Genomic DNA, 24,041 nt, shown 5'->3' with positions numbered 1-24,041 from the left:
GGCCGAATGCCGTCTGCTGCGCTCGCCTTCGCGGCTGATCTTTCCAAACCGGAAACCAATCGGTTCGGATTGTCTCGGCGCGGTCGTTTTGCCGCTGCGTGCAAAGCCGATGTTAAAAAGCCGCTGGTTGACTGGCTGCTCCGAACATCAGCGGCATTTCCAATCACCGATCGATTTTCTGCATGACCCGCGCCGACAGCAGCTTCAAGGCGATCGCTCTCGCCAAGGCCCAGGCCCGCACGGCGTTGCGCAACGTCCGGCTCACCTTGCTCTCCAACATCGTGATCGCGCTGTCGCTCGCGGCGCTGCTATATCGCGAGAACGGCGAGACCCCGATCCTGTGGTGGCTCGGCGCCGCGACGGTGCTGGCGCTGTTTCGGGCCTGGTGGGTTGCGCGGTTGGCGAGGACGGGGGCAGTGGAGACGGCGCCGTATCAGGTGCTGCGCCAGTTGACGCTGCTGGCCTTCGCCAGCGGTCTGTTGTGGAGCGTCGTGCCTGCGGCGGTCGGGGTGTTCGCCGCCCATCAGGGCATCGACTACATCACCTTCATCATGGTCGGCGCCACCACCGGCGCGATCATCCAGGGCGCCGCCTATGCCCGCGTCGCGCTCGCCTTCGCGGCGCCGGTGATGGCGGCGACGCTGTTCCGGATCATGATGTCCGGTAACAGCTCTGACTACATCATCTTGTTCGACGGGGTGTTCCTCACCTTCATGCTGTTCCGTGCTGCGATCGGCGGCGAGCGGGAGTTCACTGCCAGCCAGATGACCGCGCTGGAGGCGACCGATCTCGCCAATTCGCTGGCAAGCGCTAACAACGAAGTGCTGAGTTCGAACCGCGCGCTGGAGCAGATCGCGCGAGCCGATCCGCTTACCGGGCTCGCCAACCGCAGTCACTTCCGCGACGCCGCGGCGGCCGCGTGTCGCTCGGGGCAGGGCGTCGCCTTCGTGCTGTTCGACGTCGACAACTTCAAGACCATCAACGACACCCGCGGCCACGATGCCGGCGACCGGGTGATCGCCGCGGTGGCCGAACTGCTGCGGTCGTCGTGCGGGCCGCACGATCTGCCGGTGCGGCTCGGCGGCGATGAATTCATTGTGGTGCTGCAGGGCGAAGACGTCGCGGCGCGGGCGCTGGCCCTGGCGCGGCGGCTGAGCGGCGCGCTGACCCGGCCGCTGCGGGTTGCGGGGCAGCCGCTGGCGATCAGTTGCTCGATCGGCATCGCGGCGCATTCGGGCGGGCCGATCGATGTCGAGGACGTGTTCTCGCGCGCCGACGCCGCGCTGTACCGCGCCAAGGACGACGGCCGCGCCTGCATCCGGCTGTTCGACGGGCGGATGCAGGAGGAGTTCCTGCTGCAGCGCTGCATCGACGGCGATCTGCCGGGCGCGCTGGCGCGGGGCGAACTGCATCTCGAATTCCAGCCGCAGGTAGTGCTCGCCACCGGACAGGTGGTCGGCTTCGAGGCGCTGCTGCGCTGGCGCCATCCGACCGCCGGGCTGATCCCGCCGCCGGACATCATCCATGCCGCGATCCGGCTGCAACTGTCGGCGCGGCTGCTGTCGTTCATCGGCGACGCGTCGTGCGAGTTCCTGCGTGCGCTCGACCGCAGCGGCGCGCCGCCGCTCACTGTCGCGATCAACGTTTCGCCGCGCGAACTGACGCTGCATTCGCCGTCCAAAATCCTGATCGACCTGACCCAGCGTCACGGCATCGATCCGCGCCGGATCGAGATCGAGATCACCGAAGAGGCACTGTTCGATCCCAAGCAGTGCGCCCGCGAGTTGCAGCGGATCGAGCACTACGGCTTTGGCCTTGCGATCGACGATTTCGGCGTCGGCCATTCGTCGATCTCGAATCTGATGAGCATCGCGCTCGACACCATCAAGATCGACCGCTCGTTCGTGCACGGCGTCAGCGCCAATGTTCAGAACCAGCAACTGATCGCCGCGATCACCGCGGTGGCGCGGCCGCTCGGCCACCGCATCATCGCCGAGGGCGTCGAGAGCCAGGGCGAGGCCGAGACGCTGCGGATGCTCGGCTGTTCCTACGGTCAGGGCTGGCTGTACGGCCGCCCGATGCGCGCCGCCGACGCGGTGGCGTGGCTCGCCGGCCGCGACGACGAGCGTCGCAGCGAACGGCAGCTCGCCTGAGCGCTTTACGCCGCGCCGCGGTCGCCGCATGGTTCGGCCCAACCGATCACACGGACAAAGGAGAGCTGCGCGATGAAGTCGTATCGCAAGGAGCTGTGGTTTCAGACCCCGGGGCGGCGGGCGTTCATCAACATCACCGGCGAGGTCGAGCAGGCGCTGCGTGACAGCGGCGTGCGCGAGGGGCTGGTGCTGGTGAATGCCATGCACATCACCGCGTCGGTGTTCATCAACGACGACGAGAGCGGGTTGCACGCCGACTACGACAAATGGCTGGAGCAGCTCGCGCCGCACGAGCCGGTGTCGTCCTATCGCCACAACCGCACCGGCGAAGACAACGCCGACGCGCATATGAAGCGCCAGGTGATGGGCCGCGAGGCGGTGGTGGCGATCACCGAAGGCCGGCTCGATTTCGGCCCCTGGGAGCAGATCTTCTACGGCGAATTCGACGGCGGCCGCAGGAAGCGTGTGCTGATCAAGATCATCGGCGAGTAGTTCGTTCCCCGCCCGTCCGAACTAATTCGGCGATTTCCCGATCAGCTCGCGGATTCGCGCCGCCAGCGTGTCGACCGCGAACGGCTTGGTCAGCACCGCCATGCCGGGTTCGAGCTGGCCGTTGTTGAGCAGCGCGTTCTCGGCGAAACCGGTGATGAACAGCACGTTGAGCCCGGGGCGGATCTGGCGGGCGGCGTCGGCGAGCTGGCGGCCGTTCATGCCGCCGGGCAGGCCGACGTCGGTGACCAAGAGATCGATCCGCGCTTCCGATTGCAGCAGCTTCAGGCCGCCGACGCTGTCGGAGGCTTCCAGCGCGGAGTAGCCGAGGTCTTCGAGTACGTCGGCGACCAGCATCCGCACCGTGGGCTCGTCGTCGACCACCATCACGGTCTCGCCGGTGTGGGCGAACGGGATCGCGGTGGAGTCCGGGAAGCGCTCGTCCTCGGCGGCCTCGCCGCGGTGCCGCGGCAGATAGATGCACACCATCGTGCCCTGGCCGACTTCGGAATAGATCCGCACCTGTCCGCCGGACTGCTGCGCGAAGCCGTAGATCATCGACAGCCCGAGCCCGGTGCCCTGGCCGATCGGCTTGGTGGTGAAGAACGGATCGAATGCCTTGGCGATCACGTCCGGGGTCATGCCGGTGCCGGTGTCGGAGACGCACAGCGAGACGTATTGCCCGGTCGGAATGTCGTACAGCCGCGACTGCGCCCGGTCGATCCAGCGATTGCCGGTCTCGATCGTGATCTTGCCGCCGCTCGGCATCGCGTCGCGGGCGTTGATACACAGATTGAGCAGCGCGCTTTCGAGCTGCGGCACGTCGACCAGCACGCTCCACAGCCCGGCGGCGCCGACGTGCTGCACGTCGATGCCCGGGCCGACGCTGCGCTGGATCAGGTCGATCATGCCGCTGACCAGCCGGTTGACGTTGGCGGCGGTCGGCGTCAGCGTCTGGCGGCGTGCGAAGGCGAGCAGGCGGTGGGTCAGCGATGCGGCGCGCTTCACCGCGCCTTGCGCCGCCACGACGTACTTGTCGATCTCGCCGATCCGGCCCTGGCGAATCCGCGTGCTCATCAGCTCGAGGCTGCCGGAGATGCCGGCGAGCAGATTGTTGAAGTCGTGCGCCAGCCCGCCGGTGAGCTGGCCGACGGCTTCCATCTTCTGCGACTGGCGTAGCTGTTCGGCGGAGCGCAGCAGCTCGGCGCGGGCTTCGGCGATGCGCTGTTCCAGGGTCTCGTTCAGCGCGCGCAGCTCGGCGATGGCGCGGTCGCGCTCGGCGGCCAGTGCGCGGCGGTCGTCGATGTCGATCAGCACGCCGGGAAAGCTCAGCGGCGTGCCGTCCGGCCCGTGCTCGACCCGGCCGTTGGCCTCGAGCCAGTAGTACTTGCCGTCGGCGCGGCGCACCCGGTACTGATGAGCGTAAGGCCCGCCGCGCTTGACCGCTTCCTCGATCGCGGCCGCGAGGCCGGCCTGATCGTTGGGATGCACGGTGGCGACGACCTGCGCCAGGCTGAGGCCGTCGCGGCCGAGCGCCGGATCGAGCCCGAATGCCCGCGCGAACGCTTCATCGACGGTGAAGCGATCGGTCGGCAGGTCCCACAGCCAGGTTCCGATGATCGCGCCGGCGGCGAGCGCGAGCTGCACCCGCTGCACGTTGTCGCGCGCCAGTTGCTCGCTGTCGCGGAGCGCCGCCTCGGCGCGCTTGCGCGCGGTGATGTCGCGGAACAGCACCGCGACCTGGCGCAGCTCGGGCGGCTCGATCCGTGTCGCCGACACTTCGATGATGCGGTTCACGGCGATGAACTCGCGCTCGAAATGGATCGGCCGGCCGGTCAGCAGCACGCTGCGGATACAGTTCCGCCCAGCCGTCGGCCTCGTCCGGCACCAGATCGCGCAAGGTGCGGCCGATGATGTCGGGAATGCCGGTCTGCTTCTCGTAGCCGGCGTTGGCTTCGATGTGGCGATAGTCGCTGAGCGGGCCGTGCGGGCCGTCGAAGAATTCGATGATGCAGAAGCCGTCGTCGATCGCTTCGAACAGCGCACGATAGCGTGCCTCGCTCTGGCTGACCGCGGGACTGGAGGGGGACTGCATCGGGATCGACAACCGGCGAGCGTGACACGAACTGTGCGATACAGGACGGGAAGGGCGGCCGCGTTGTTGCGGCCGGCCCGTGCGGTGACCGCTCGGGCGCGGCTGCTTGCATTACTCTCCGAATTGCGAGGGTTTGTCAAAGCAGCTTGACACACGCCGCACCCCGCGGCGCCGGGCCGCGGAGCGATGTCACATCAAAAGCCAGTCAGCCGCCGAATCCGACGAACCGCGCGGCGTCGCGCACCGGCTTGCGCTCGGACACCACCGCATTGGCGGGGAACTCGTCGTCCGGCCAGCCGAGCGCGATCGCCTTCATGATCACCTGATCGTCGGCGATGCCGGCATGCTCGCGCACCACCGGCGATTGCATGATGCCCTGGCTGTTGATCACCGCACCTAAGCCGCGCGACCACGCGGCGTTGACCAGCGCATTGGTCACCGCGCCGCAATCGAACGCGGTGTCATCGCTGTCGCTGAGCACGCGGTCGTAGGTGATGATGATGCACACCGGCGCATCGAACTGGCGGAAGCCGCGCAGCACCCAGTCCTGCCGCTTGGCCTGATCGTCGCGCGCGATCCCCATCGCCGAGAACAGCTGCTTGGCGACGGTGACCTGCCGCTCGCGATGAGGGCCGGCGAACGGCTGACCGATCCGGAATTCGCGGCTGTGCGGCACGCCGGCGAGATTGCGCTCGGTGTTGCCGGCGCGGATGCGGTCGAGCGGCTCGCCGGTGAGGACGGTGAAATTCCACGGCTGGCTGTTCATCGAGGAGGGCGCCCGCATCGCCAGTTCGAGGATTTCCTCGATCAATTCCCGCGGCACGGGATCAGGCTTGTAGCCGCGGATCGAGCGGCGGCCGCGGACCACGTCGTCGTATTGCATGCGTCTGGTTTCCCCCAAGAGCTTCTGATTGCCGCGGAGTGTCGCGGTTTCGGATGCCGAGCGCAAGATGGCGCAACAGGCCGTCATTCCGGGGCGCGCGCACAGCGCGCGAACCCGGAATCCCGCGATGAGCTGCGCGGGACTCGCCCGATAAAGAACCGCGGAACCGTAGCCCGCATGAGCGCAGCGATATGCGGGGCGGCGCCTTCCGAACTATTCGGCTTTCACCAATTCGACGCGGCGATTTTTCGCGCGGCCGGATTCGCTGGCATTGCTCGCCACCGGCGCCGCCGGCCCGGCGCCGAACGGGCGCAGCCGCGCGGTCGCAACGCCCATGCCGGTCAGCGCTTTCACGACCGCCTCGGCGCGCCGCTTCGACAGGTCGATGTTGTAGTCGAAGCCGCCTTTCCAGTCGGTATGCCCGGCGACGATCAGCTTCATGGACGGATTGGCGCCGAGATATTTGGCGATCTCGTTCAGCGTCGGCTGTGAATCCGGCCGGATTGTCGCCTGATCGAAATCGAACAGGATGCCGTAAAGCGCGACGCGGCCGGTGGCGTCGATGTCCTTCTGCATCTTGGCGGCGTCGACGAACACGATCTTGCCTTCATCCATCGGCGATGTCTCGACGACGTCGACCAGCACCTCCGGAGCCTTGTTGAAGTCGCCGACATAGATCGTCGCATAGACGTCGCCTTCGGCGCGCGTCAGCTTGGCCGCGGTGAACACCTGCGAGCCCGGATTGGAATGGATGTCGCCCTTGCCGAGCGGGCTTTCGTCCTGGAGCGCGAAATACAGCTCCGAGCCGGACAGGTCCGAACACTCGCCGCCCTTGCATTCGAACAGGATGTCGAAGCCCTTAGCCTTCAGTCCGCTCTGGAAGTTACGCGCAACTTCGAGCGGCGAGCGTCCCGCCGGCCCGTCGTAACGGATCCGGAACGACCGGCCGGCAGCCGGCACGCTGTTGGCGACGTTGAGGCGTTTGCCGGTCGCGCGGCGGTCGGCCGAGGTGATCGGCTTTGTCAGGATGTTCTGCTCGGCATAGTCGCTGGTCTTGTACAGCGTCAGCGCGGCGCCGTCGTAGCGGCCGATCAGCGGATGATCCTTGCCGCCGGGAATGTCCTTGGCGCCGGCCGCGCCGGCACCGATCCCCATCACCGCCACACAAATCAGGACACGCTTCAGCATCGATCAGCTCCGCACCATGAAGAATCAAGGGCGCGACACCGGGGCGAAGCGTTCCATCGTGCTCACGGCTTCCGAAAGGGTCGCGCGGTGGCCCGAAATGGCGCACCTGGCGTTCGTCGAGCGGAGGGCTTGTTCGGTTCATCGGCGTTGCGCGGTGCGATCCGCCCAGCCGAACGAATCCGGCATCGCGCATGCAGTCCGCTGAACGAGGTCACGACATCATTCCGGGGCGCGCAAATCCGAGGACCGGAGGACCGTCCCGATTGTGGGACCGTAGGACCGTAGCCCGCATGAGTGCAGCGAGATGCGGGGCGGCGGATCATCCTGTGATCCCGGGTATCGCTCCGCTCACCCGGGCTCCGCGTTACGTGCTGATGCCGATCACGCTGCCCGCCCGCCGCCGACACGCCCGGTTAAGTAATCCCGCGTAGCCTTGCACCATGTCACCAACTTCGGTGCGCACATGATCAGATCGTATCTCGAAGCCCATTGGGTCGCGGCCGCGCTTTTCATGGGCGTGGCGCTGCTCCTGCTGCTGCCGATCGGCGTCGCCGGCGGCGACCGCGCGCTGCTGCTGATCTATCTGGCGTCGCCGATCTACATGCTGCACCAGGTCGAGGAGCATCTCGGCGACCGCTTCCGCCGCTTCGTCAACGCCCGCGTGTTCGGCGGCGTCGAGGCACTCACCCCCGGCGACGTGCTGGTGATCAATCTGCCCGGCGTCTGGGGCATCAATCTGGCGGCGCTGTATGCGGCGTATTTCGTCGGCCCAGGCTGGGGCCTCGCCGCGGCCTGGCTGATTTTCGTCAACGGCCTCAGCCATCTCGGCATGGCGGCGCATCTGCGCAGCTACAATCCCGGCCTCGTCAGCGTGGTGCTGGTGTTCATCCCGTTCGGCCTGGTCGCCGTCCTCACCATTCCCGCCACGACGCTCCAGCTCGTCGTCGCGCTCGCCATCGCAATCGGCATCCACGCCGCCATCGCGCTGCACGCGCTGCAGCGGGCAAGGGCGGGGCGGGGGGCGATCGCGCAGGCGTAAGTCCCCGACGGCCCGTAGGGGGGCGCCGAGCGCCTCGTCCGCCATAGCTCGAAGAGCGACGGCGGAAAGCGAAGCTGACGCGAAACGCGGTGTGCAACAGCGCGTGGGCACGGCGCGTGCGCGCCTTTGCCCACCCTACGCTTGCTTACGCTTGATGCGTCTCAGTCATTTGTGGTCCAGGGATCGATCACGGTCAGACCGGCGGCGTCGAACGCACTCGCGTCGCGCGACGCGACAGCGAACCCGTGCGCGGTGGCGATCGCGGCGATGTAGCCGTCGGGCGTGGGGAAGCCCTTGCCGGCCGCGCGCGCCTTGACGGCGAGATCGGCATAGCGCTGCGCAGCCGGGGTATCGAACGGCAGGATGCGGGTGGCAAACACGTCCAACACATCGTCGAGCGCAGCGCCCAAGGCGTTCTTACGCTTTCCGGCCGGCAAGACGCTAACGCCGAACAGAAGTTCGGCGACGGTGATGCTGGACAGGAACAAAGTCTCGGCGGACTGAGCATTGAGCCATTCGCGCACCCGCGGATGCGGTTCGCGCGTCATCGCTTCGGAGACGACGTTGGTGTCCAGCACGATCATTCGAAGCGCCGGTCACTCAAACTTCATCGGCTTGGCAGGACGCTTGTCTCGGACCTGTTCGATGGCTTCGATATCAGCATTGGTGATGTCGTATTTCTGCCCGATCTCCTGCAAAGCCGTGCCGAGCAGCAAGCGGCCCTCGGGGCGGACCGCGGCTTCCAGAATGGCGCGCATCTCCGCTTCCGCGCTGCGATTATGCTGCGCCGCGCGGACCTTCAGGGCGCGATGCGCCTCCTCGGAGAGGTTGCGAATGGTGACGGCGACCATGATGGCGTCCTCCGCGAAATGATGGCGATGCTATCAGAATAGGAAAAATGATGGCATTTTTCAAGGGTTACCGGCACTCGCGAGCCACCAGACCTCCCAGGCGGAAGCGGGGCGGTGCGATCACGCCGCGTGAATCCGTGGGTGGATCAGCCGAAGGCGTCGTTCGCCTGACGCGACGAGCGAACGCGGCCCGTAGGGTGGCGCTGAGCGGCTTGTCCGCCATAGCTCGAAGAGCGACGGCGGAAAGCGAAGACCGCGCGGCGCAGCGGCCCAGCATCGCGGAGCGACCTATACGTGGGCCCGGCACTGACGCGCCTTTGCCCACCCTGCGCTTGCTGAGAAAGAACCAACGCCCCATTCTGAAACTCCGAGCCACCAATTGCGCAGATAGTAGGCGGGTTAGTTAAAGGTGTAATCCGGCATTGCGACGCCTCGGCGAATTGCGGTGGGCGAGTCGGCGGATTACGCTTCGCTATTCCGCCCGACGGGCTCTATATGCTGCAGCTCAAGCAGAAATCGGTGAACCGGCTCAGCGGTTGTGAAATCCACAGAATGAGGCCTGTTCTCTCTTCGAATAGAACCCAGAGCAAGATAGCGCCGCAAAGAAACGGGGGAGCAACATCAAGCGCGATCCTCAGTTTGGTCGCCCAACCGCCGAAGGCGAGGCGTTTGGTTCCGACAAGATTCACGGCGACAGTGTTGAATAGCTCGTAGGATTGATGCTCATACTTTACTATGCCCAATTCCACCCTCTGAGCGGTATCGGCCGCGTTCTTCGCAATCGCATCGAATAGTGAGAGGGTTTTAGACAAAGCGTTGCCTTCGTCCGAATTCCCGCTGAAACAGTTCATCACGCGCTGCTCGATGCGGCTCACTTCAGTGTTGAGCATCTTTGCTGTTTCATCAAGCGTGGCCTTAATCTCTTTCTTATCATCGATGTCTCGTTGAAGTAGCTTCCCAACTTGTTCGATCTGGTGGACTGCGCTGCCGAGAGAATCTTGTAGCTGTGAGAATATGTCTTCGCCTCGTAAGAAGGCCCAGCTTTCAGTGAATCGGCTGGTCCAGCGAATTAAGGTGTAAGTAGATGCGACAAAGAGGCTGAACACGATGTAGCTACGAAGATACGCATTGTGGCCAGGTTTGATCTTAAGTTCAATGCCGGCAATCTTCATCTCATCAATGTTACCAAAGAAGAGGACTATGAACACTAATGTAGTAACTAGTATGACGAGGATTATCTTCTCCCGATTGATATCTAGAAATAGCCCTGGCGGTCTATACGGGAGTTTCTCGCGTCTTGCCTGTAGCATTCCGGTGCGCTCGCTCGATAATTTGCCGATCAGAAAATGCCTATTGAAACTCGTATATGCTTTTCGAAGGAATTTGAGTATTGGGCTCGCGGTCATCACGGGCGGATGCTCAGATTTCATTATTGCCTGACTCTTGATAAAATTCTTATAGGATTATATACCCACATCCGTCCCGTCCATGAGGGGCGCTTCTAGAGGCGTCTTGGAGTGGGGCGGGTCGTGGCGCCTGCGGGCGGGGGCAGACGTGTTCTCCGCACTCGGGGCGCTTCGGGTTGCCGTCCGGGCCCATTACGGGGCTCTGCCACTTGTTAGTTGGCTGGACGCGGCACAGGCGAAGGCGAGAGAAATTCCGCCGGATCAACAGGGTTTCATTACCCGGACCTGCGCCCGGAAGCACGGCCCCGAAGCGAAAAATCGCCACGGTGGAGCGCCGGAAGGCGTTTCCGCGGCCTCTGATTGCCGGCGATCCGGTGATCACGCTGCGGCAACCACGACCAAGGTGCGCCTTTCGGCGCTCCGCCGAGCCGCGGCTCCGCGCCGCGCGGCGGTCCCGGATGTCGCTGCGCTCATCCGGGCTACCGGGCAGGCCACGCGCCAGCGCACCGCATTCCGGCCGTGACCCGATGGCGCTTTTGCGCTAGGCACAGCCTCAACCCCGGAGCTTTCATCCTATGAGCCGTCGTACCAAGAAACCCCTCGCCAAGCGCGGTCCCGGCGGCGATCGCCCGAAAGGCGGCCGGCCGGCCACGAAGCGGGGGCCGGCTGCCAGCGGGCCGGTCCGCGGTAATCGCGGCGAGGACGGCCGTCCGATCTCGGCGCGGCCGCGTGGCGAGCGCGCCGAGCGGCCTGCCACGAAGCGTCCCGCCGCCGAGCGGTCGGCCGCTGAACGTCCCGTGTCCGATCGCCCGCAGAGCGCGCGTCCCGGCCGTCCGCCGGCGCGGTTCGGCGCTTCGTCCGCCACGCGTCCGCCGCGCGCGCAGCGCCCCGAGGCCACAGTCGAGCCCGAGAAGGCCGCCAAGCCCGACGCGCCGCTGCCGACCAAGGTCGAGACCGTCACCGTCACCGCCGACGAAAACGGCATGCGGGTCGATCGCTTCCTCGAAGCGCGGTTTCCCGGCCTGTCGTTCTCCCACATCCAGCGCATCGTCCGGAAAGGCGAGCTGCGGGTGAACGGCAAGCGTGCCGATTCGAAGGACCGGCTCGAAGAAGGCCAGAGCGTGCGGATTCCGCCGCTCAAGCTCGATACCCCGAAGCCGCACGGGCATCTGTCCGAGGTCGAGCAGAAGACCCTTCAGACGCTGAAGGCCATGACGCTGTTCGAAGACGCCGACGTGCTGGTGCTGAACAAGCCGGCCGGGCTCGCGGTGCAGGGCGGCTCGGGCACCACCCGGCACATCGACCAGATGCTGGAAGTGCTGCGCGACAGTAAGGGCCAGAAGCCGCGCCTGGTGCACCGGATCGACAAGGAGACCGCCGGCTGTCTGCTGGTCGCCAAAACCCGGTTCGCTGCGACCGCGCTGACCGGGTCGTTCCGCCACCGTTCGGCGCGCAAGATCTATTGGGCGCTGGTCGCGGGCGTGCCGAAACCGAAGCAGGGCCGGATCTCGACCTATCTGGCCAAGGACGAGAGCGAAGAGGATTCGATCATGCGCGTCGCCAAGCATGGTGACGACGGCGCCAGCCACGCGGTGACCTACTACGCGGTGGTCGAGACCTCGGGGCAGAAGCTGGCCTGGGTGTCGCTGAAGCCGGTGACCGGGCGCACCCATCAGCTCCGCGCCCACATGGCGCATATCGGCCACGCCATCGTCGGCGATCCGAAGTACTTCAACATCGAGAACTGGCAGCTCCCCGGCGGCCTGCAGAACCGGCTGCATCTCTTGGCGCGGCGGATCGTGATCCCGCATCCGCGCGGCGGCGTGATCGACGTCTCGGCGCCGCTGCCGCCGCATATGCTGCAGAGCTGGAACCTGCTCGGCCTCGAGCACGACCGGTTCGATCCGATCGAACATGCGCCGGAAGAATGAGGGCGTGCGCCGGCTTGCGTCCGCGCGCGGCGATGCCGACATGGCCAAGATGGCAACGCTTCCTCTCCACTCACTCTCCCGTCATGCCCGGGCTTGTCCCGGGCATCCACGTCTTGCAGCGTGTCTGCCGAAGAAGGCGTGGATGGCCGGGACAAGCCCGGTTATGACGAACCGGGGTCTGAAGCCTCTGGTACTCGGGTTGATGGCCAGTGCGTTGCTGATCGCAGCGCTCGCTGCCCCCGCAGCCGCGCAGGTGGTGCTGCCGGGCGCCGCGCCCTCGGCGATTCCACCGCCGGCCCCGCCGCCATCGGCGCCGCCGCCGGTGATCACCGTGCCGAAGGTGCCGCAACTCGCCGCTCCGCCGCCGCTCACCCACGAGCGGATCCAGCCGGCGCCGGATCTTCCGAAGGCGCAGTTGCAGCAGCGCGGCCATTTCGGCGACCGGATTTCGCGCTGCCTCGACGAAGGCGCCGCGATGGGGCTCAACGCCAGCGAGCGCGCCGCCTATTCGCGCGCCTGTGCCAATCAGTGATTCAGTCGAGAAACCAGGATGCGTGATCTGTTCGACGAGGTGGCCGGCAAGTCGCAGCTCGATCCCAACGAAGCGGTGCGGCGCACCAGCCGGGCGCAGCTGCCGAAGCGGTTCTATACCAGCGCCGGCGTCGCCGAGAGCGAGGGCGGCGGCTTTGCGGTGCGGCTCGACGATCGCCCGATCAAGACGCCGTCGCGTCACGCGCTGGCGGCGCCGGATCGCGCGCTCGCCGAAGCGATCGCCGCCGAATGGCAGGCGCAGGGCGAGACCATCGACCCGTCGACGATGCCGCTGACGCGGCTCGCCAACAGCGTGATCGACGGCGTCACCGGCCGGATCGAGGCGGTGACCGACGACATCGCCAAGTACTTCGGTTCGGATCTGCTGTGCTATCGCGCCGCGCACCCGGAGGAACTGATCGCGCGCGAAGCTGAGCATTGGGATCCGGTGCTGTATTGGGCGGCGGAGGCGTTCGGCGCGCATTTCATCCTGGCGCAGGGGATCGTCCACGCCGCGCAGCCGGAGACCGCGCGTGCCGCGGCGCGCGCGGCGCTGCCGGCCGATCCCTGGCTGCTCGGCGCGCTGCACGTCGTCACCACCATCACCGGCTCGGCGCTGCTGGCGCTGGCGCTAGCGCATGGCCGGCTCGACGCCGATCAGGTGTGGGCGGCGGCGCATGTCGACGAGGACTGGAACATCGAGCAATGGGGCCTCGACGAGGAGGTCGCCGCGCGCCGCGCCGCCAAGCAGGCGGAGTTCGCCGCCGCCGCCCAGGTGATTGCGGCGCTGGGTTCCCGGAGAAGTTAACGGCGGGTTTACGACCCTCGCTTAGTCTGATCGGATCGCGATTCAGCGGCCGCCCGCAAAGGACAGCGATGGCGATTTCGGTCAATCCGAACCTTCCCCTCGTCGCCCTGCAAGGCGTCACGGCGGACCTGCTGCTGCAGCCCGGGGCGGTGCTGCAGGCCAAGGTGCTGTCGGTCGGCGACAACAATCAGGTGCGGATCGCGATCGGCGGCCAGACCGTCGAAGCCACCACCCAGGTGCCGCTGCAGGCCGGGCAGACGTTGCAGGTGTCGGTGTCGCAGACCGACGCCGGGGTGCGGCTCGCGATCGTCAATCAGCCGGTCACCACCACCACCGCGCAAGCCGCTCTGGCGGCGTCCGGCCCGGCGGTCGACCGCGTCACGCTCGGGCCGCAGGCGATCGTCGTCACTTCTGCGCAGGCGGCGCCGAGCATCGTGCCGGCCGCGACACCGGCGCTGACGCCGCAGCAGGCGGCCGCGGTGGCGACCGCAGCCCAGACCGCGGTGACGCAGCAGACCGGGCTGTCGGCGCTGTTCGCCGATCTCGGCGCGGCCGCGAAGTCCGGCGGGATGCCGGCGGCGGTGCGCGAGGCCGCGGCGCAGGTGCTGGCGCAGCAATTGCCGACCGCAGGCGGCCTGACCGGCGCCGATATCCAGAAGGCATTTCAGAGTTCCGGGATTTTCCTCGAAGCGTCGCTGGCGAGCAGGACAGCCGGCACCGGCGCGGCCACCGATCTGAAGGCGGCGCTGCTGGTGCTGCGCCAGGTGCTCACTACCGCGCTCGGGGCTGCGACCGCGCAGGCCGGCGGCACCACGGCGACACCGGTGCTGCAGAACGGGCAGGGCACCTCGCTGCTGGCGCTCACCGCCCAGCTGAAAGCCGAAGCCGATCTGCTCGGCCTCACCGGGCGGACGGCGGCGACCGCCGCGAACGGCGCGACCCCCGCGCTGCCGCTGACCGCGTCGCCGACGCTGGCCTCGCTGGCGGGCTCGACCGCCGCGGGCGCAGCCGCGTCCACCGCCGAGCAGTCGCTGGTAAAGAACGTCATCGCCCAGCTCACCGGCACCGCGACCGCGGCGACCGCGTCCGCCGCGCAGGCCGAGACCGCCGCCGGCAGCGCGGCGACGCTGAGCGCGTTGCAGCGAGCGCTGCAGGCCGATCCGCAGACCGCCGCGGTGCTCGCCAAGGCCGGGCTCAGCAATCCGGTGCTGCTGTCGCTGCTGCCGGCGCTGACCGGTAACCGGGTCGTCAAGGACGACAGCGGTATCGCCCGCACCAACACCCCGCCGCCGCCGTTTCCCGGCGCGCTGCCGGCTGCCCAGCCGGTGATGCCGGCCAATCTCGATCCACGCGCCGCGCCGGATACCAATTTGCGCCGGATTCTGACCGAGACCGAGGGCGCGCTGGCGCGGCAGACGCTGCTGCAGGTCGCCTCGCTACCGGACCGGGTCGACGCCGCCGCGGCCCGGGTCGAGGCCGCTCCGCCGCGCTGGAGCTTCGAGATTCCGCTCGCCACCCCGCACGGGACCGCGGTGGCCCAATTCGCGATTTCGCGTGACCGCGACGAGGCGGCCCAGCCCGGCGACACCGGCGGTACGGTATGGCAGGCGCGGTTCTCGCTCGATGTCGAGCCCGCCGGCCCGGTGCACGCCCTGATCTCTCTGCGCGGGGAGAAGACCATGGTGCGGCTGTGGGCGGAGCGCCCCGCCACCACCGCGCAACTGCGCGCCGGCGCCGCCGAGCTCGGCCGCGCGCTCGCCCGCGCCGATCTGGTGCCCGGCGATATTGTGGTGCGCGACGGCGCGCCGCCCGCGCCACGCCCGGCGGCGGCCGGCCACTTCCTGGACCGCGCGCTGTGACCACAACAGACACCAAGAATCCGCTCGCGATCGCGCTGCACTACGATTATGCCGGCGCCCCCCGGGTGGTCGCCAAGGGCAAAGGCGTGCTCGGCGCCAAGATCATCGAAGTCGCCAAACAGCACGACATTCCGATCGAAGAGAACGAAATGCTCGCCGGCGCACTGTCCCACGTCGAACTCGGCGATGAAATCCCCGAGGAGCTGTACAAGGCGGTGGCCGAGGTCCTGGCCTTCGTGCTGCGGCTGTCGGGGCGCGGCCCGGTTCGCTGACTCAGGGCTGGCCGGCCGGCGCCCTGCCGATCCGGCCGAGATGGGTGAAGCGGAAGCCGGCGTTGTATTTCAGGCCGAAGCCGAGCGCGCGGTCGAATCCGATATGCGCCAGCCAGATCATCGCGACGGTGCCGGCATAGGGGGCCAGCAGCACGATCCCTGCGATCGCCAGCAGCAGCGGCCCGATGGTGGAATGCAGCGCGTTGTAGACCGCCGCGCCGACCTTCGGGCCGGCCAGATAGCCGAGAAAGCCCAAGTCTGGCGCGAAGAACAGCAGCGCATACAGTTCCCACGGCGCGTCCGAGATCACATAGAACAACGTGCACCCAACGAACAGCGCCAGCCCCTCGGCCCGCAGTACAGTCAGGACGCCGCCATTGGCCACCGTCGGATCGGCAATGGTCGGATGGGCCATGGTCGGATCGGCGGTGGGCGGGGCGGTGGTCATCGGGCGGCTCCGTGTGGCGGCCCCGCGATATAGGAGGGTTCGGCGCACCGCGCCATCGCGGTTTCGCATCCGGCCGTTGCGGATTTGGCGGCGGTGCGGGGCTGCCGGCGCGCCGATCGGTCCAAAGCCCGCCGAAAGCGCTAGGCCGGAGCGGTCCTAGGCGGTTTCCCCGCGCGAAACGCCCGTGCTAGAAGGCCTTGATTGTTGCGGTGAAACAAGGGCAAAAGCTCCGCACGCCCAACCAAGAAAAGAAATTCGGCTTATTGATCATGAAGCACATCCTGGAAGCATTGGACGAACGGCGCACGGCAGCCAAGCTCGGCGGCGGCGAGAAGCGCATCGACGCGCAGCACGCCCGCGGCCGGCTCACCGCACGCGAACGGATCGACCTGCTGCTCGACAAGCATTCGTTCGAGGAGATGGACATGTTCGTCCAGCACCGCTCGACCGAATTCGGGATGGAGAAGACCAAGATCCCCGGCGACGGCGTCGTCACCGGCTGGGGCACGGTCAACGGCCGCAAGGTGTTCGTGTTCGCCAAGGACTTCACCGTGTTCGGCGGCTCGCTGTCCGAGACCCACGCGGCGAAGATCACCAAGATCCAGGACATGGCGCTGAAGGCGCGGGCCCCGATCATCGGCCTGTACGATGCCGGCGGCGCCCGCATCCAGGAGGGCGTCGCGGCGCTCGCCGGTTACTCCTACGTGTTCCGCCGCGTGGTGCAGGCCTCCGGCGTGATCCCGCAGATCAGCGTCATCATGGGCCCGTGCGCCGGCGGCGACGTCTATGCGCCGGCGATGACCGACTTCATCTTCATGGTGAAGAACACCAGCTACATGTTCGTCACCGGCCCCGACGTCGTGAAGACGGTGACCAACGAAGTCGTCACCCCGGAAGAACTCGGCGGCGCCTCGGTGCACGCCACCAAGTCGTCGATCGCCGACGGCGCGTTCGAGAACGACGTCGAGACCCTGCTGCAGATGCGCCGGCTGCTCGACTTCCTGCCGGCGAGCTCGTCCGAAGGCGTACCGGAATGGCCGAGCTTCGACGATATCGAGCGTGAGGACTTTTCGCTCGATACGCTGATCCCCGACAATCCTAACAAGCCCTACGACATGAAGGAGCTGATCCTCAAAGTCGTGGACGAGGGCGACTTCTTCGAGCTGCAGGACACCTTCGCCAAGAACATCATCACCGGTTTCGGCCGCATCGCCGGTCGCACGGTGGGCTTCGTCGCCAACCAGCCGATGGTGCTCGCCGGCGTGCTCGACTCTGACGCGTCGCGAAAAGCGGCGCGGTTCGTGCGGTTCTGCGACAGCTTCAACATTCCGATCGTCACCTTCGTCGACGTGCCGGGCTTCCTGCCGGGCACCGCGCAGGAATACGGCGGCCTGATCAAGCACGGCGCCAAGCTGCTGTTTGCGTTCTCGCAGTGCACCGTGCCGCTGGTCACCGTGATCACCCGCAAGGCCTATGGCGGCGCCTTCGACGTGATGGCGTCGAAGGAAATCGGCGCCGACATCAACTACGCCTGGCCGAGCGCGCAGATCGCCGTGATGGGCGCCAAGGGCGCAGTCGAGATCATCTTCCGCCAGGACATGAACGACCCGGACAAGATCGCGGCGCGCACCAAGGAATACGAGGACCGCTTCCTGTCGCCGTTCATCGCAGCCGAGCGCGGCTATATCGACGACGTGATCATGCCCCACGCCACCCGCCGCCGCATCGCCCGCGCGCTGGCGATGCTGCGCGACAAGAAGATGGAAATCCCGGCGAAGAAGCACGACAACATGCCGCTGTAACGGCATCGACTCATTTGGTCGAAAAGGGCGGTGATCGCGACACGATCACCGCCCTTTGTGTTTTTGAGCTGACGCGAAGCTCCTGGCCTGGCCTATTTTGATGGCCCAACCAGGACGCGGACTCATAAGGACGCAGCCATCGGCCCGGATGTTTGGTATCCTGCGCATCGTCATTCCCAGATGAAAATGATGTCCGGATGAGAATTCTGATTTTCGGCTTGGGCTATTCGGCCAGCTATATCGCGCAGCATTTGCAGGGCGCCGGGATCGAGGTCGCTGCAACCGTCAGAACAAGCGCAAAGGCCGAAGAGTTGGGCCGGCGCGGGATCACGGCACGGGTGTTTTCATCCTCTCATGTCGACCCACTGATCGCTGATGATATCAAGTCGAGCGACGCCATTCTGTCGTCGGTGCCTCCGAATGAATCCGGCGATCCGGTTCTGGCGTCCTTCACTGGCGCGATCACCAGTGATTCCAGGCCGCGGTGGATCGGCTATCTTTCGACGATCGGCGTGTACGGTGATCACCTCGGCAATTGGGTCGACGAAACAACGCCTGCGACCTCCGAAAAACCCCGCTCGCAGCTCCGGATCGCTGCCGAGCAGCGCTGGCTGGCATTAGGAGCGCAAGTTTTTCGTCTGTCAGGGATCTACGGCCCGGGCCGAAACCAACTGGAGAAGCTCGCAGCCGGAACGGCGACGCGTATCATCAAGCCCGGCCAGGTCTTCAATCGAATTCACGTTGCCGATATCGCCGCGGTGGTCGCTGCGTCACTTTCGCGACCGCGCCCCGGTGCCATTTACAATGTGACCGACAACGAGCCGGCGCCGCCGCAGCAGGTCGTCGAATTCGCAGCGGACCTCTGCGGACGAACACCGCCTCCTGAAATTGCTTTCGAGCACGCCGAGCTGTCTCCGATGGCGCGCAGCTTCTATCTGGAGAATTGCCGGGTCCGGAACGACCTGATCCGCACAGAATTGGGGGTTACATTAGCCTATCCATCCTATCGTGAAGGACTCTCGGCCTTGCGAGCGCTCGGCGAGGGGCCAGCTTAGCGGTGCGGAGAGCTATGATGCCGCGACGGTATCTAGGTCGATCGTTTGATCGTTAGTTGTAGCGATCCGCGTGCATGCGCGGCTGGCGGTCGGCTGCAAATCAGGACATATTGATTTGATCGCGGGTTGCGCCTTGTCGCCAGAATTGCGGCGATCGGCACGCTGCCAGAGCTGGTCTTCTTTGATGGAAATGGGACTACGTACGCTTTTCCGAATGCTGACGGTAGGCAGGGCCTCATGGTGAGGAGGCGCGTAGCGCCGTCTCGAACCATGTGCCGCGGGTTCATGCGTGGCCTCATCTTTCGAGACGGCCGGCTTTGCCGGGCTCCTTAGGATGAGAAGTCAGTATTCCCCTTGGGAAGGGCCAGATTCGCTTCAATCGATGAAGCGCTACTCGTAGTCCATAGATCGATACCAAGTCCAGGAGAGCTCGATGCGTGCCCTGGTGATTGTTGGATTGGTTGCTGCGGCCGCGCTGGCCGGATGGTTGTGGTGGCACGGCTCGTTCGACAGCTATCGCCAGAACAGTGGCGAGATGTTCGTCCGGGTCGGCGATTATCGCGAGGCGCACCTGCCGTCGTCGGCCTATGCCGGTCATTACCTGCCCTATGCGCTGTTCGCGCTGTGGGCCTATGACCGCGACGGCGGCGAGGGGCCGCCGAAGCTGCAGGAACTACTGAGGCGCCCGGCGCCGAACGATCCGGCGCTGGCGCGGGTCACCGCCGAGTTGCTGGGCGGCTGGTCCGCCGGTTGGGCGCTGATTGAGCAGGGCGAGGGGCCGCTGCCGTGTCCGGAGGGCGAGGGCGGGTGCGGCGGCAAGGCCCTCGGCGGGCTCGGCTACAAGGTGTTCGGCCACCAGGACCGCAACGAGATCGTCGTCGCATTTCGCGGCACCGATTTTCGTGAGGCCGACGACTGGATGGCGAACTTCCGCTGGGTGACGCGTTTCCTGCCGTATGATGATCAATATCGGCAGGTGCAGCGGCACATCGGACCGATCCTCGATCGGGCGCTGGTTGTCCACGGCCGGCCGGCGCCGCGGATCGTCGCGGTCGGGCATTCGCTCGGCGGCGGGCTGGCGCAGCAGGCCGCCTACAGGGACGGCCGCATCCGCGAAGTCTACGCATTCGATCCCTCGACCGTGACCGGATACTACGATCCGGGCGTCAACGGCCCGCAGAACGCGATCGGGCTCGTGATCGATCGGGTGTATCAGCGCGGCGAGATCCTCGCGTATTTGCGGTTTCTGATGACCCAGCTCTATCCGGTCGACGCCTTCAACCCGCAGATCCGGACGGTTCGGTTCAGCTTCGGCGCCGGCGGGCACGGCGTCGCCAAACACAGCATGGCGGATCTCGCCGCGGGGCTGCTCGAAGCGGCCGGGCCGGCTGTCGAATGGCCGAGCCGGGCGCGTCCGCTGCCGCTGCCGCCCGGCACCGACCCCGGCGACAGTTGGATCGAGCGGGTGCTGGCCCGGATCCTTCCGAAGTAACTCCCGGCGAACTGACGATAGCTCGGGCAGCATCGGGCCGCCGTGGTCGGATTGAGAGGTGCCTCAAATGCGAGCTATGCGCAGGCCGGTTGCGCAGACTCTGGGCATCGGCGCAGCCCAGCGGCGGGGCCGGTGCAGCGTGATCTGAGGAATTTCTCGGGGAAATACGCGTAGCCAGAGCCGTCAGCCGCTGGCACGGCGATTGCTTAGTAAGTTCCGGTCAACGACGACCGCCGTCCGAGAATTGCCCAAGCCGGTGTCCGGCAGACAGCAATGGGACAGCTCTCCATCAGGAGAGCCGCGGCGTCGCCCAGACTCCGCTCCCATGTTGCTCCCGTCGCTTGTGCGTTCCGACGCGGCCTTTTCAGCAGCAAACGGAGCACGGAGCAGATGTCCTACCTCGCGCCTTCTGAATTCGTCACCAAGATGGTCGACGCCGGCGAGTCCAAGATCTTGATGTCCACCCGCGACACGGTGATCCGCGCCTACATGGCCGGCGCCATCCTGGCGCTCGCCGCTTGGTTCGCGGTGACCATCAACGTCAACACCGGCCAGCCGCTGATCGGCGCGCTGCTGTTCCCGGTCGGCTTTACGATGTTGTATCTGCTCGGCTTCGACCTGCTTACCGGCGTGTTTGTGCTGGCGCCGCTGGCCTGGCTGGACAAACGCCCGGGCTGCACGATCGGCGGCGTGCTGCGCAACTGGGGCCTGGTATTCATCGGCAATTTCGCCGGAGCGGTGACGGTGGCGTTCCTGATGGCGTTCGTGACGACCTTCGGCTTCAGCCAGGCGCCCGACAAGGTCGGCACCGCGCTCGGCAATATCGGCGAGGGCCGCACGCTCGGCTACGCGGCGCACGGCGCCGCCGGCATGGCGACGCTGTTCTTCCGCGGCGTGCTGTGCAACTGGATGGTCTCCACCGGCGTGGTGATGGCGATGATCTCGACCACGGTGCCGGGCAAGGTGCTGGCGATGTGGATGCCGATCCTGGTGTTCTTCTACATGGTGTTCGAGCATTCGGTGGTGAACATGTTCCTGTTCCCGTCGGGCCTGATGCTGCACGCCAAGTTCTCGATCCTCGACTATCTGATCTGGAACGAAATCCCGACCGTGCTCGGCAATCTGGTCGGCGGGCTCGCCTTCACCGGGCTGACGCTCTACACCACCCACGTCCGCACCGCGGCGAAGCGCAGCATCGCGCCGGTCTCGTCGCCGCGCATTGCGGCGTAAACCGCTCGGGTTCGGGAGCTTCGCCGGCCGGGGTGAAGCTCCCGTTACTCGTTTCGCAGCAGGGCGCATGGCGCAGCAGCTCACAGTGTCGATCGGGCAGGCTTCGTCGCCGGGACGCAAGCCCGTCAACCAGGATTTCTACGGCGCGCTGATCCCGGCCGAGCCGCTGCTCACCACCAAGGGCATCGCGATCGCGCTCGCCGACGGCATCTCGTCGAGCGACGTCAGTCAGGTCGCCAGCGAGTCCGCGGTGAAGAGCTTCCTGACCGATTACTACTGCACGTCCGAGGCGTGGTCGGTGAAATCCTCGGCGCAGCGGGTGATCGCCGCGACCAATTCATGGCTGCACTCCGAGACCCGGCGCAGCGATTATCGCTACGACCGCGACAAGGGCTACGTCTGCACGCTGAGCGCGCTGGTGATCAAAGGAGCGGCAGCGCATCTTTTTCACATCGGCGACAGCCGGATCTATCGGCTGGCCGGCGCCGCGCTGGAGCAGCTCACCGAGGATCATCGGGTGCGGCTGTCCGCCGAGCAGAGCTATCTCGGCCGTGCGCTCGGCGTCAATCCGCAGGTCGAGATCGACTACCGGTCGGTGGCGATCGGGCCCGGCGACGTGTTCGTGCTGGCGACCGACGGCGTGTACGAGCACGTCGCACAGCGCTTCGTGGTGCGGGCGCTGCGCGAGCACGGCGACGACCTCGACGCCGCGGCGCGGGCGATCGTCGGCGAGGCGTTCGCCAACGGCAGTGACGACAATCTCACCGTTCAGGTGGTTCGGATCGATGCGGTTCCGGATGCGGAGGCCGCCGATCTGTTCGGCCGCGCCGCTGAATTGCCGTTGCCGCCGCAGCTCGAACCGCGCGCCGAGTTCGACGGCTACCGCATCCTCCGCGAGCTTCACGCCTCGAGCCGGAGCCACATCTATCTGGCGGCCGATATCGCGACCGGCGAACTGGTGGCGCTGAAGACGCCGTCCGTGGATCTGCGAGACGATGCCGACTTTCGCAGGCGCTTCATGCTGGAGGAGTGGATCGCGCGGCGGATCGACAGCCCGCATGTGCTGAAGCCGCGCGCCGTGCAGCGGCCGCGCAGCTATCTTTACGTCGCCTTCGAATACATCGAAGGCCAGACCCTGGCGCAGTGGATGATCGACCATCCGCGCGCGGAGCTCGAAACCGTCCGCAGCCTGATCGAGCAGATCGCGAGGGGGCTCTACGCGTTCCACCGCAAGGAGATGGTGCATCAGGATCTGCGGCCGGCCAACGTGATGATCGATCGCAGCGGCACGGTGAAGATCATCGACTTCGGCTCGGTGCGCGTCTCCGGCGTCGCCGAACTCGGGCCGGCCGGTGGCGACGAACTGCTCGGCACCGTGCAGTACATGGCACCGGAATATTTCGCCGGGCAGGGCGGCTCGGTGCTGTCGGATCAGTTCTCGCTCGGCGTGATCGCCTATCAGATGCTGACCGGTCGGCTGCCCTACGGCGCCGAGCTGGCACGCGCCAACCAGGCGTTGAAATCCCGCAAGCTGCGTTATAGCCCGGCCGCCGACCACAATGCGAAGGTGCCGGTCTGGATCGATCGCGCGCTGCAACGCGCGGTCAGTCTCGATCCGGCCAAGCGCTATCCGGCGCTGTCGGAATTTGTGCACGATCTGCGGCATCCGCGGGCTGACTATCTCGCCGCCCGGCCGCAGCCGCTCGCCGCGCGCAATCCCTTGCTGTTCTGGCAGCTTCTGTCGGCGTTGCTGGCATTGATCATCGTGGGGCTGCTGGCGCGGCTGCACGGCGGGATCTGACTGAGCGCGCCTGCTGTCACCGGTGATATTGAATAGGGCACGGTTCTCGGGCAAGCTTCGCCGCCTCAATCCATCCGGGCTCACCGTTCATGCTCCGCGTTGCCGTTCTGTGCCTGATCGCGTCCCTCGTCACCGCCGGCAGCTCGCGCGCCGCGGACACCGAGAAACTGCTGCTGCAATCACCGAAGGGCTTCAAGGTGGTCGCCGAGGCGAGCAACGACAGCGAGCGCACCACGGTGCTGGTGCCGGGCAGCGAGAACATCGCCAGCGCGACGACGCGGATAACCGCGCAGACGCTGTTCAGGCAGACCGAACAGTCTCCCGAGGCCTATCGCGCCGCGCGGCAGAAGGCGGCGACGGCGGACTGTCCCGGCGCCCGGTTCGAAGAGCTCCGGCACGGCAACGAAAACCTGTATCCGATGGTGATGTGGAGCGAGAGCTGCCCGAGCGCCAAGGACGACGGCAAGCCGTCGCTGAGCTGGTGGAAGGCGGTGCAGGGCCGCGAGAATTTCTACGCGCTGCGATTGACGGCCGATGCCGAGCCGAACGCCAAACAGCGCAAGCTGTGGACGCGGTTCTTCGAGGTCTCGCGCGTCTGCGACAGCCGCGTTCCCGGGCAGCGTTGTACGGCGAAATAGCCGGGCGACGTCTCGGCGGCCGGCGCTGGCTTTGATGCCGGACATAGCTCCGAACGTCCGGGCGGCCTAT

At 66.4% G+C, this 24,041-nt stretch carries 21 protein-coding genes and 1 pseudogene; 15 read left to right on the top strand and 7 right to left on the bottom strand.

The window, feature by feature from the left end:
* The first annotated feature begins 6 nt into the window (after positions 1–6).
* From FLL57_RS11515 to FLL57_RS11505, 3 genes are all read left to right on the top strand, one after another.
* Positions 7–186: a hypothetical protein gene (locus FLL57_RS11515; protein ID WP_142882955.1), complete on the top strand. Its 180-nt coding sequence runs from the start codon at positions 7–9 to the stop codon at positions 184–186.
* Entirely contained in the window at positions 183–2,153 is a 1,971-nt protein-coding gene (locus tag FLL57_RS11510) for a putative bifunctional diguanylate cyclase/phosphodiesterase (protein WP_142882954.1), read from the top strand. The genes FLL57_RS11515 and FLL57_RS11510 overlap by 4 nt, the downstream gene beginning before the upstream one ends.
* A gap of 72 nt (positions 2,154–2,225) precedes the next feature.
* Positions 2,226–2,645, top strand: a complete 420-nt coding sequence (locus FLL57_RS11505; protein WP_142882953.1) for a secondary thiamine-phosphate synthase enzyme YjbQ — start codon at positions 2,226–2,228, stop codon at positions 2,643–2,645.
* Between the two features lie 21 nt (positions 2,646–2,666).
* On the opposite strand, the pseudogene FLL57_RS11500 reads toward FLL57_RS11505, so the two are convergent.
* The 3 genes and pseudogenes from FLL57_RS11500 to FLL57_RS11490 all read right to left on the bottom strand — a co-directional run bounded on the left by FLL57_RS11500 (position 2,667) and on the right by FLL57_RS11490 (position 6,808).
* Positions 2,667–4,737, bottom strand: a pseudogene (locus FLL57_RS11500) (ATP-binding protein).
* A gap of 205 nt (positions 4,738–4,942) precedes the next feature.
* On the bottom strand, positions 4,943–5,620 hold the full coding sequence (locus FLL57_RS11495) for a nitroreductase (protein WP_142882952.1): 678 nt from the start codon (positions 5,618–5,620) through the stop codon (positions 4,943–4,945).
* 213 nt (positions 5,621–5,833) lie between these two features.
* Positions 5,834–6,808, bottom strand: coding sequence for an OmpA family protein (locus FLL57_RS11490; RefSeq protein ID WP_142882951.1), 975 nt, complete (start codon positions 6,806–6,808; stop codon positions 5,834–5,836).
* Positions 6,809–7,271: 463 nt separating this feature from the next.
* Between FLL57_RS11490 and FLL57_RS11485 the strand changes: the two genes are divergently transcribed.
* Complete coding sequence (locus FLL57_RS11485) at positions 7,272–7,847, top strand: HXXEE domain-containing protein (protein WP_142882950.1); 576 nt, start codon at positions 7,272–7,274, stop codon at positions 7,845–7,847.
* 161 nt (positions 7,848–8,008) lie between these two features.
* On the opposite strand, the gene FLL57_RS11480 is transcribed toward FLL57_RS11485, so the two are convergent.
* From FLL57_RS11480 to FLL57_RS11470, 3 genes are all read right to left on the bottom strand, one after another.
* A complete protein-coding gene (locus FLL57_RS11480) occupies positions 8,009–8,431 on the bottom strand; it encodes a type II toxin-antitoxin system VapC family toxin (protein WP_047308695.1) in 423 nt (140 codons plus the stop codon).
* 12 nt (positions 8,432–8,443) lie between these two features.
* Positions 8,444–8,698 (bottom strand): FitA-like ribbon-helix-helix domain-containing protein, encoded by a 255-nt coding sequence (locus FLL57_RS11475; protein ID WP_142882949.1) that lies wholly within the window; start codon positions 8,696–8,698, stop codon positions 8,444–8,446.
* 491 nt (positions 8,699–9,189) lie between these two features.
* Entirely contained in the window at positions 9,190–9,870 is a 681-nt protein-coding gene (locus tag FLL57_RS11470; protein WP_142882948.1) for a hypothetical protein, read from the bottom strand.
* Positions 9,871–10,679: 809 nt separating this feature from the next.
* On the opposite strand from FLL57_RS11470, the gene FLL57_RS11465 reads away from it, so the two are divergent.
* The 5 genes from FLL57_RS11465 (at position 10,680) to FLL57_RS11445 (ending at position 15,505) form a co-directional block, all read left to right on the top strand.
* Positions 10,680–12,035 (top strand): RluA family pseudouridine synthase, encoded by a 1,356-nt coding sequence (locus FLL57_RS11465; RefSeq protein WP_142882947.1) that lies wholly within the window; start codon positions 10,680–10,682, stop codon positions 12,033–12,035.
* 163 nt (positions 12,036–12,198) lie between these two features.
* Positions 12,199–12,567, top strand: coding sequence for a hypothetical protein (locus tag FLL57_RS11460; RefSeq protein WP_047308690.1), 369 nt, complete (start codon positions 12,199–12,201; stop codon positions 12,565–12,567).
* 18 nt (positions 12,568–12,585) lie between these two features.
* Positions 12,586–13,374: an ATP12 family chaperone protein gene (locus tag FLL57_RS11455; RefSeq protein ID WP_142882946.1), complete on the top strand. Its 789-nt coding sequence runs from the start codon at positions 12,586–12,588 to the stop codon at positions 13,372–13,374.
* A 68-nt stretch (positions 13,375–13,442) separates the two neighbouring features.
* Positions 13,443–15,233, top strand: a complete 1,791-nt coding sequence (locus FLL57_RS11450) for a flagellar hook-length control protein FliK (protein WP_142882945.1) — start codon at positions 13,443–13,445, stop codon at positions 15,231–15,233.
* Complete coding sequence (locus FLL57_RS11445) at positions 15,230–15,505, top strand: EscU/YscU/HrcU family type III secretion system export apparatus switch protein (protein WP_012496627.1); 276 nt, start codon at positions 15,230–15,232, stop codon at positions 15,503–15,505. The genes FLL57_RS11450 and FLL57_RS11445 overlap by 4 nt, the downstream gene beginning before the upstream one ends.
* A gap of 1 nt (position 15,506) precedes the next feature.
* Here the strand turns inward: FLL57_RS11445 and FLL57_RS11440 are convergent, their stop codons facing one another.
* Positions 15,507–15,953 (bottom strand): DUF4260 domain-containing protein, encoded by a 447-nt coding sequence (locus FLL57_RS11440; RefSeq protein ID WP_047308687.1) that lies wholly within the window; start codon positions 15,951–15,953, stop codon positions 15,507–15,509.
* Positions 15,954–16,222: 269 nt separating this feature from the next.
* Here FLL57_RS11440 and FLL57_RS11435 point away from each other — a divergent pair, with 269 nt between their 5' ends.
* The 6 genes from FLL57_RS11435 (at position 16,223) to FLL57_RS11410 (ending at position 23,971) form a co-directional block, all read left to right on the top strand.
* Positions 16,223–17,755: an acyl-CoA carboxylase subunit beta gene (locus FLL57_RS11435; protein WP_013501952.1), complete on the top strand. Its 1,533-nt coding sequence runs from the start codon at positions 16,223–16,225 to the stop codon at positions 17,753–17,755.
* A 197-nt stretch (positions 17,756–17,952) separates the two neighbouring features.
* On the top strand, positions 17,953–18,810 hold the full coding sequence (locus tag FLL57_RS11430; protein ID WP_047308686.1) for an SDR family oxidoreductase: 858 nt from the start codon (positions 17,953–17,955) through the stop codon (positions 18,808–18,810).
* Positions 18,811–19,243: 433 nt separating this feature from the next.
* Entirely contained in the window at positions 19,244–20,302 is a 1,059-nt protein-coding gene (locus FLL57_RS11425; RefSeq protein WP_047309205.1) for a lipase, read from the top strand.
* Positions 20,303–20,692: 390 nt separating this feature from the next.
* Positions 20,693–21,532: a formate/nitrite transporter family protein gene (locus FLL57_RS11420; protein ID WP_013501955.1), complete on the top strand. Its 840-nt coding sequence runs from the start codon at positions 20,693–20,695 to the stop codon at positions 21,530–21,532.
* Positions 21,533–21,599: 67 nt separating this feature from the next.
* Positions 21,600–23,333: a bifunctional protein-serine/threonine kinase/phosphatase gene (locus FLL57_RS11415; RefSeq protein WP_142882944.1), complete on the top strand. Its 1,734-nt coding sequence runs from the start codon at positions 21,600–21,602 to the stop codon at positions 23,331–23,333.
* Positions 23,334–23,422: 89 nt separating this feature from the next.
* A complete protein-coding gene (locus tag FLL57_RS11410; protein ID WP_142882943.1) occupies positions 23,423–23,971 on the top strand; it encodes a hypothetical protein in 549 nt (182 codons plus the stop codon).
* Positions 23,972–24,041 lie beyond the last annotated feature (70 nt).

It is taken from the genome of Rhodopseudomonas palustris, from assembly GCF_007005445.1.
Taxonomy (GTDB): domain Bacteria; phylum Pseudomonadota; class Alphaproteobacteria; order Rhizobiales; family Xanthobacteraceae; genus Rhodopseudomonas; species Rhodopseudomonas palustris_G.
The sequence above is the reverse complement of the archived record's forward strand: the minus strand, read 5'-3'. Positions and strand labels throughout refer to the sequence as shown.

Bases quoted from the DNA above. Each gene is read 5' to 3' on its own strand.
- FLL57_RS11465 (WP_142882947.1), top strand. From the start codon at position 10,680: ATGAGCCGTCGTACCAAGAAACCCCTCGCCAAGCGCGGTCCCGGCGGC.
- FLL57_RS11470 (WP_142882948.1), bottom strand. From the start codon at position 9,870: ATGAAGATTGCCGGCATTGAACTTAAGATCAAACCTGGCCACAATGCG.
- FLL57_RS11515 (WP_142882955.1), top strand. From the start codon at position 7: ATGCCGTCTGCTGCGCTCGCCTTCGCGGCTGATCTTTCCAAACCGGAA.
- FLL57_RS11505 (WP_142882953.1), top strand. From the start codon at position 2,226: ATGAAGTCGTATCGCAAGGAGCTGTGGTTTCAGACCCCGGGGCGGCGG.
- FLL57_RS11480 (WP_047308695.1), bottom strand. From the start codon at position 8,431: ATGATCGTGCTGGACACCAACGTCGTCTCCGAAGCGATGACGCGCGAA.
- FLL57_RS11420 (WP_013501955.1), top strand. From the start codon at position 20,693: ATGTCCTACCTCGCGCCTTCTGAATTCGTCACCAAGATGGTCGACGCC.
- FLL57_RS11490 (WP_142882951.1), bottom strand. From the start codon at position 6,808: ATGCTGAAGCGTGTCCTGATTTGTGTGGCGGTGATGGGGATCGGTGCC.
- FLL57_RS11475 (WP_142882949.1), bottom strand. From the start codon at position 8,698: ATGGTCGCCGTCACCATTCGCAACCTCTCCGAGGAGGCGCATCGCGCC.
- FLL57_RS11510 (WP_142882954.1), top strand. From the start codon at position 183: ATGACCCGCGCCGACAGCAGCTTCAAGGCGATCGCTCTCGCCAAGGCC.
- FLL57_RS11485 (WP_142882950.1), top strand. From the start codon at position 7,272: ATGATCAGATCGTATCTCGAAGCCCATTGGGTCGCGGCCGCGCTTTTC.
- FLL57_RS11410 (WP_142882943.1), top strand. From the start codon at position 23,423: ATGCTCCGCGTTGCCGTTCTGTGCCTGATCGCGTCCCTCGTCACCGCC.
- FLL57_RS11440 (WP_047308687.1), bottom strand. From the start codon at position 15,953: ATGACCACCGCCCCGCCCACCGCCGATCCGACCATGGCCCATCCGACC.
- FLL57_RS11415 (WP_142882944.1), top strand. From the start codon at position 21,600: ATGGCGCAGCAGCTCACAGTGTCGATCGGGCAGGCTTCGTCGCCGGGA.
- FLL57_RS11450 (WP_142882945.1), top strand. From the start codon at position 13,443: ATGGCGATTTCGGTCAATCCGAACCTTCCCCTCGTCGCCCTGCAAGGC.
- FLL57_RS11430 (WP_047308686.1), top strand. From the start codon at position 17,953: ATGAGAATTCTGATTTTCGGCTTGGGCTATTCGGCCAGCTATATCGCG.
- FLL57_RS11460 (WP_047308690.1), top strand. From the start codon at position 12,199: ATGACGAACCGGGGTCTGAAGCCTCTGGTACTCGGGTTGATGGCCAGT.
- FLL57_RS11455 (WP_142882946.1), top strand. From the start codon at position 12,586: ATGCGTGATCTGTTCGACGAGGTGGCCGGCAAGTCGCAGCTCGATCCC.
- FLL57_RS11435 (WP_013501952.1), top strand. From the start codon at position 16,223: ATGAAGCACATCCTGGAAGCATTGGACGAACGGCGCACGGCAGCCAAG.
- FLL57_RS11425 (WP_047309205.1), top strand. From the start codon at position 19,244: ATGCGTGCCCTGGTGATTGTTGGATTGGTTGCTGCGGCCGCGCTGGCC.
- FLL57_RS11495 (WP_142882952.1), bottom strand. From the start codon at position 5,620: ATGCAATACGACGACGTGGTCCGCGGCCGCCGCTCGATCCGCGGCTAC.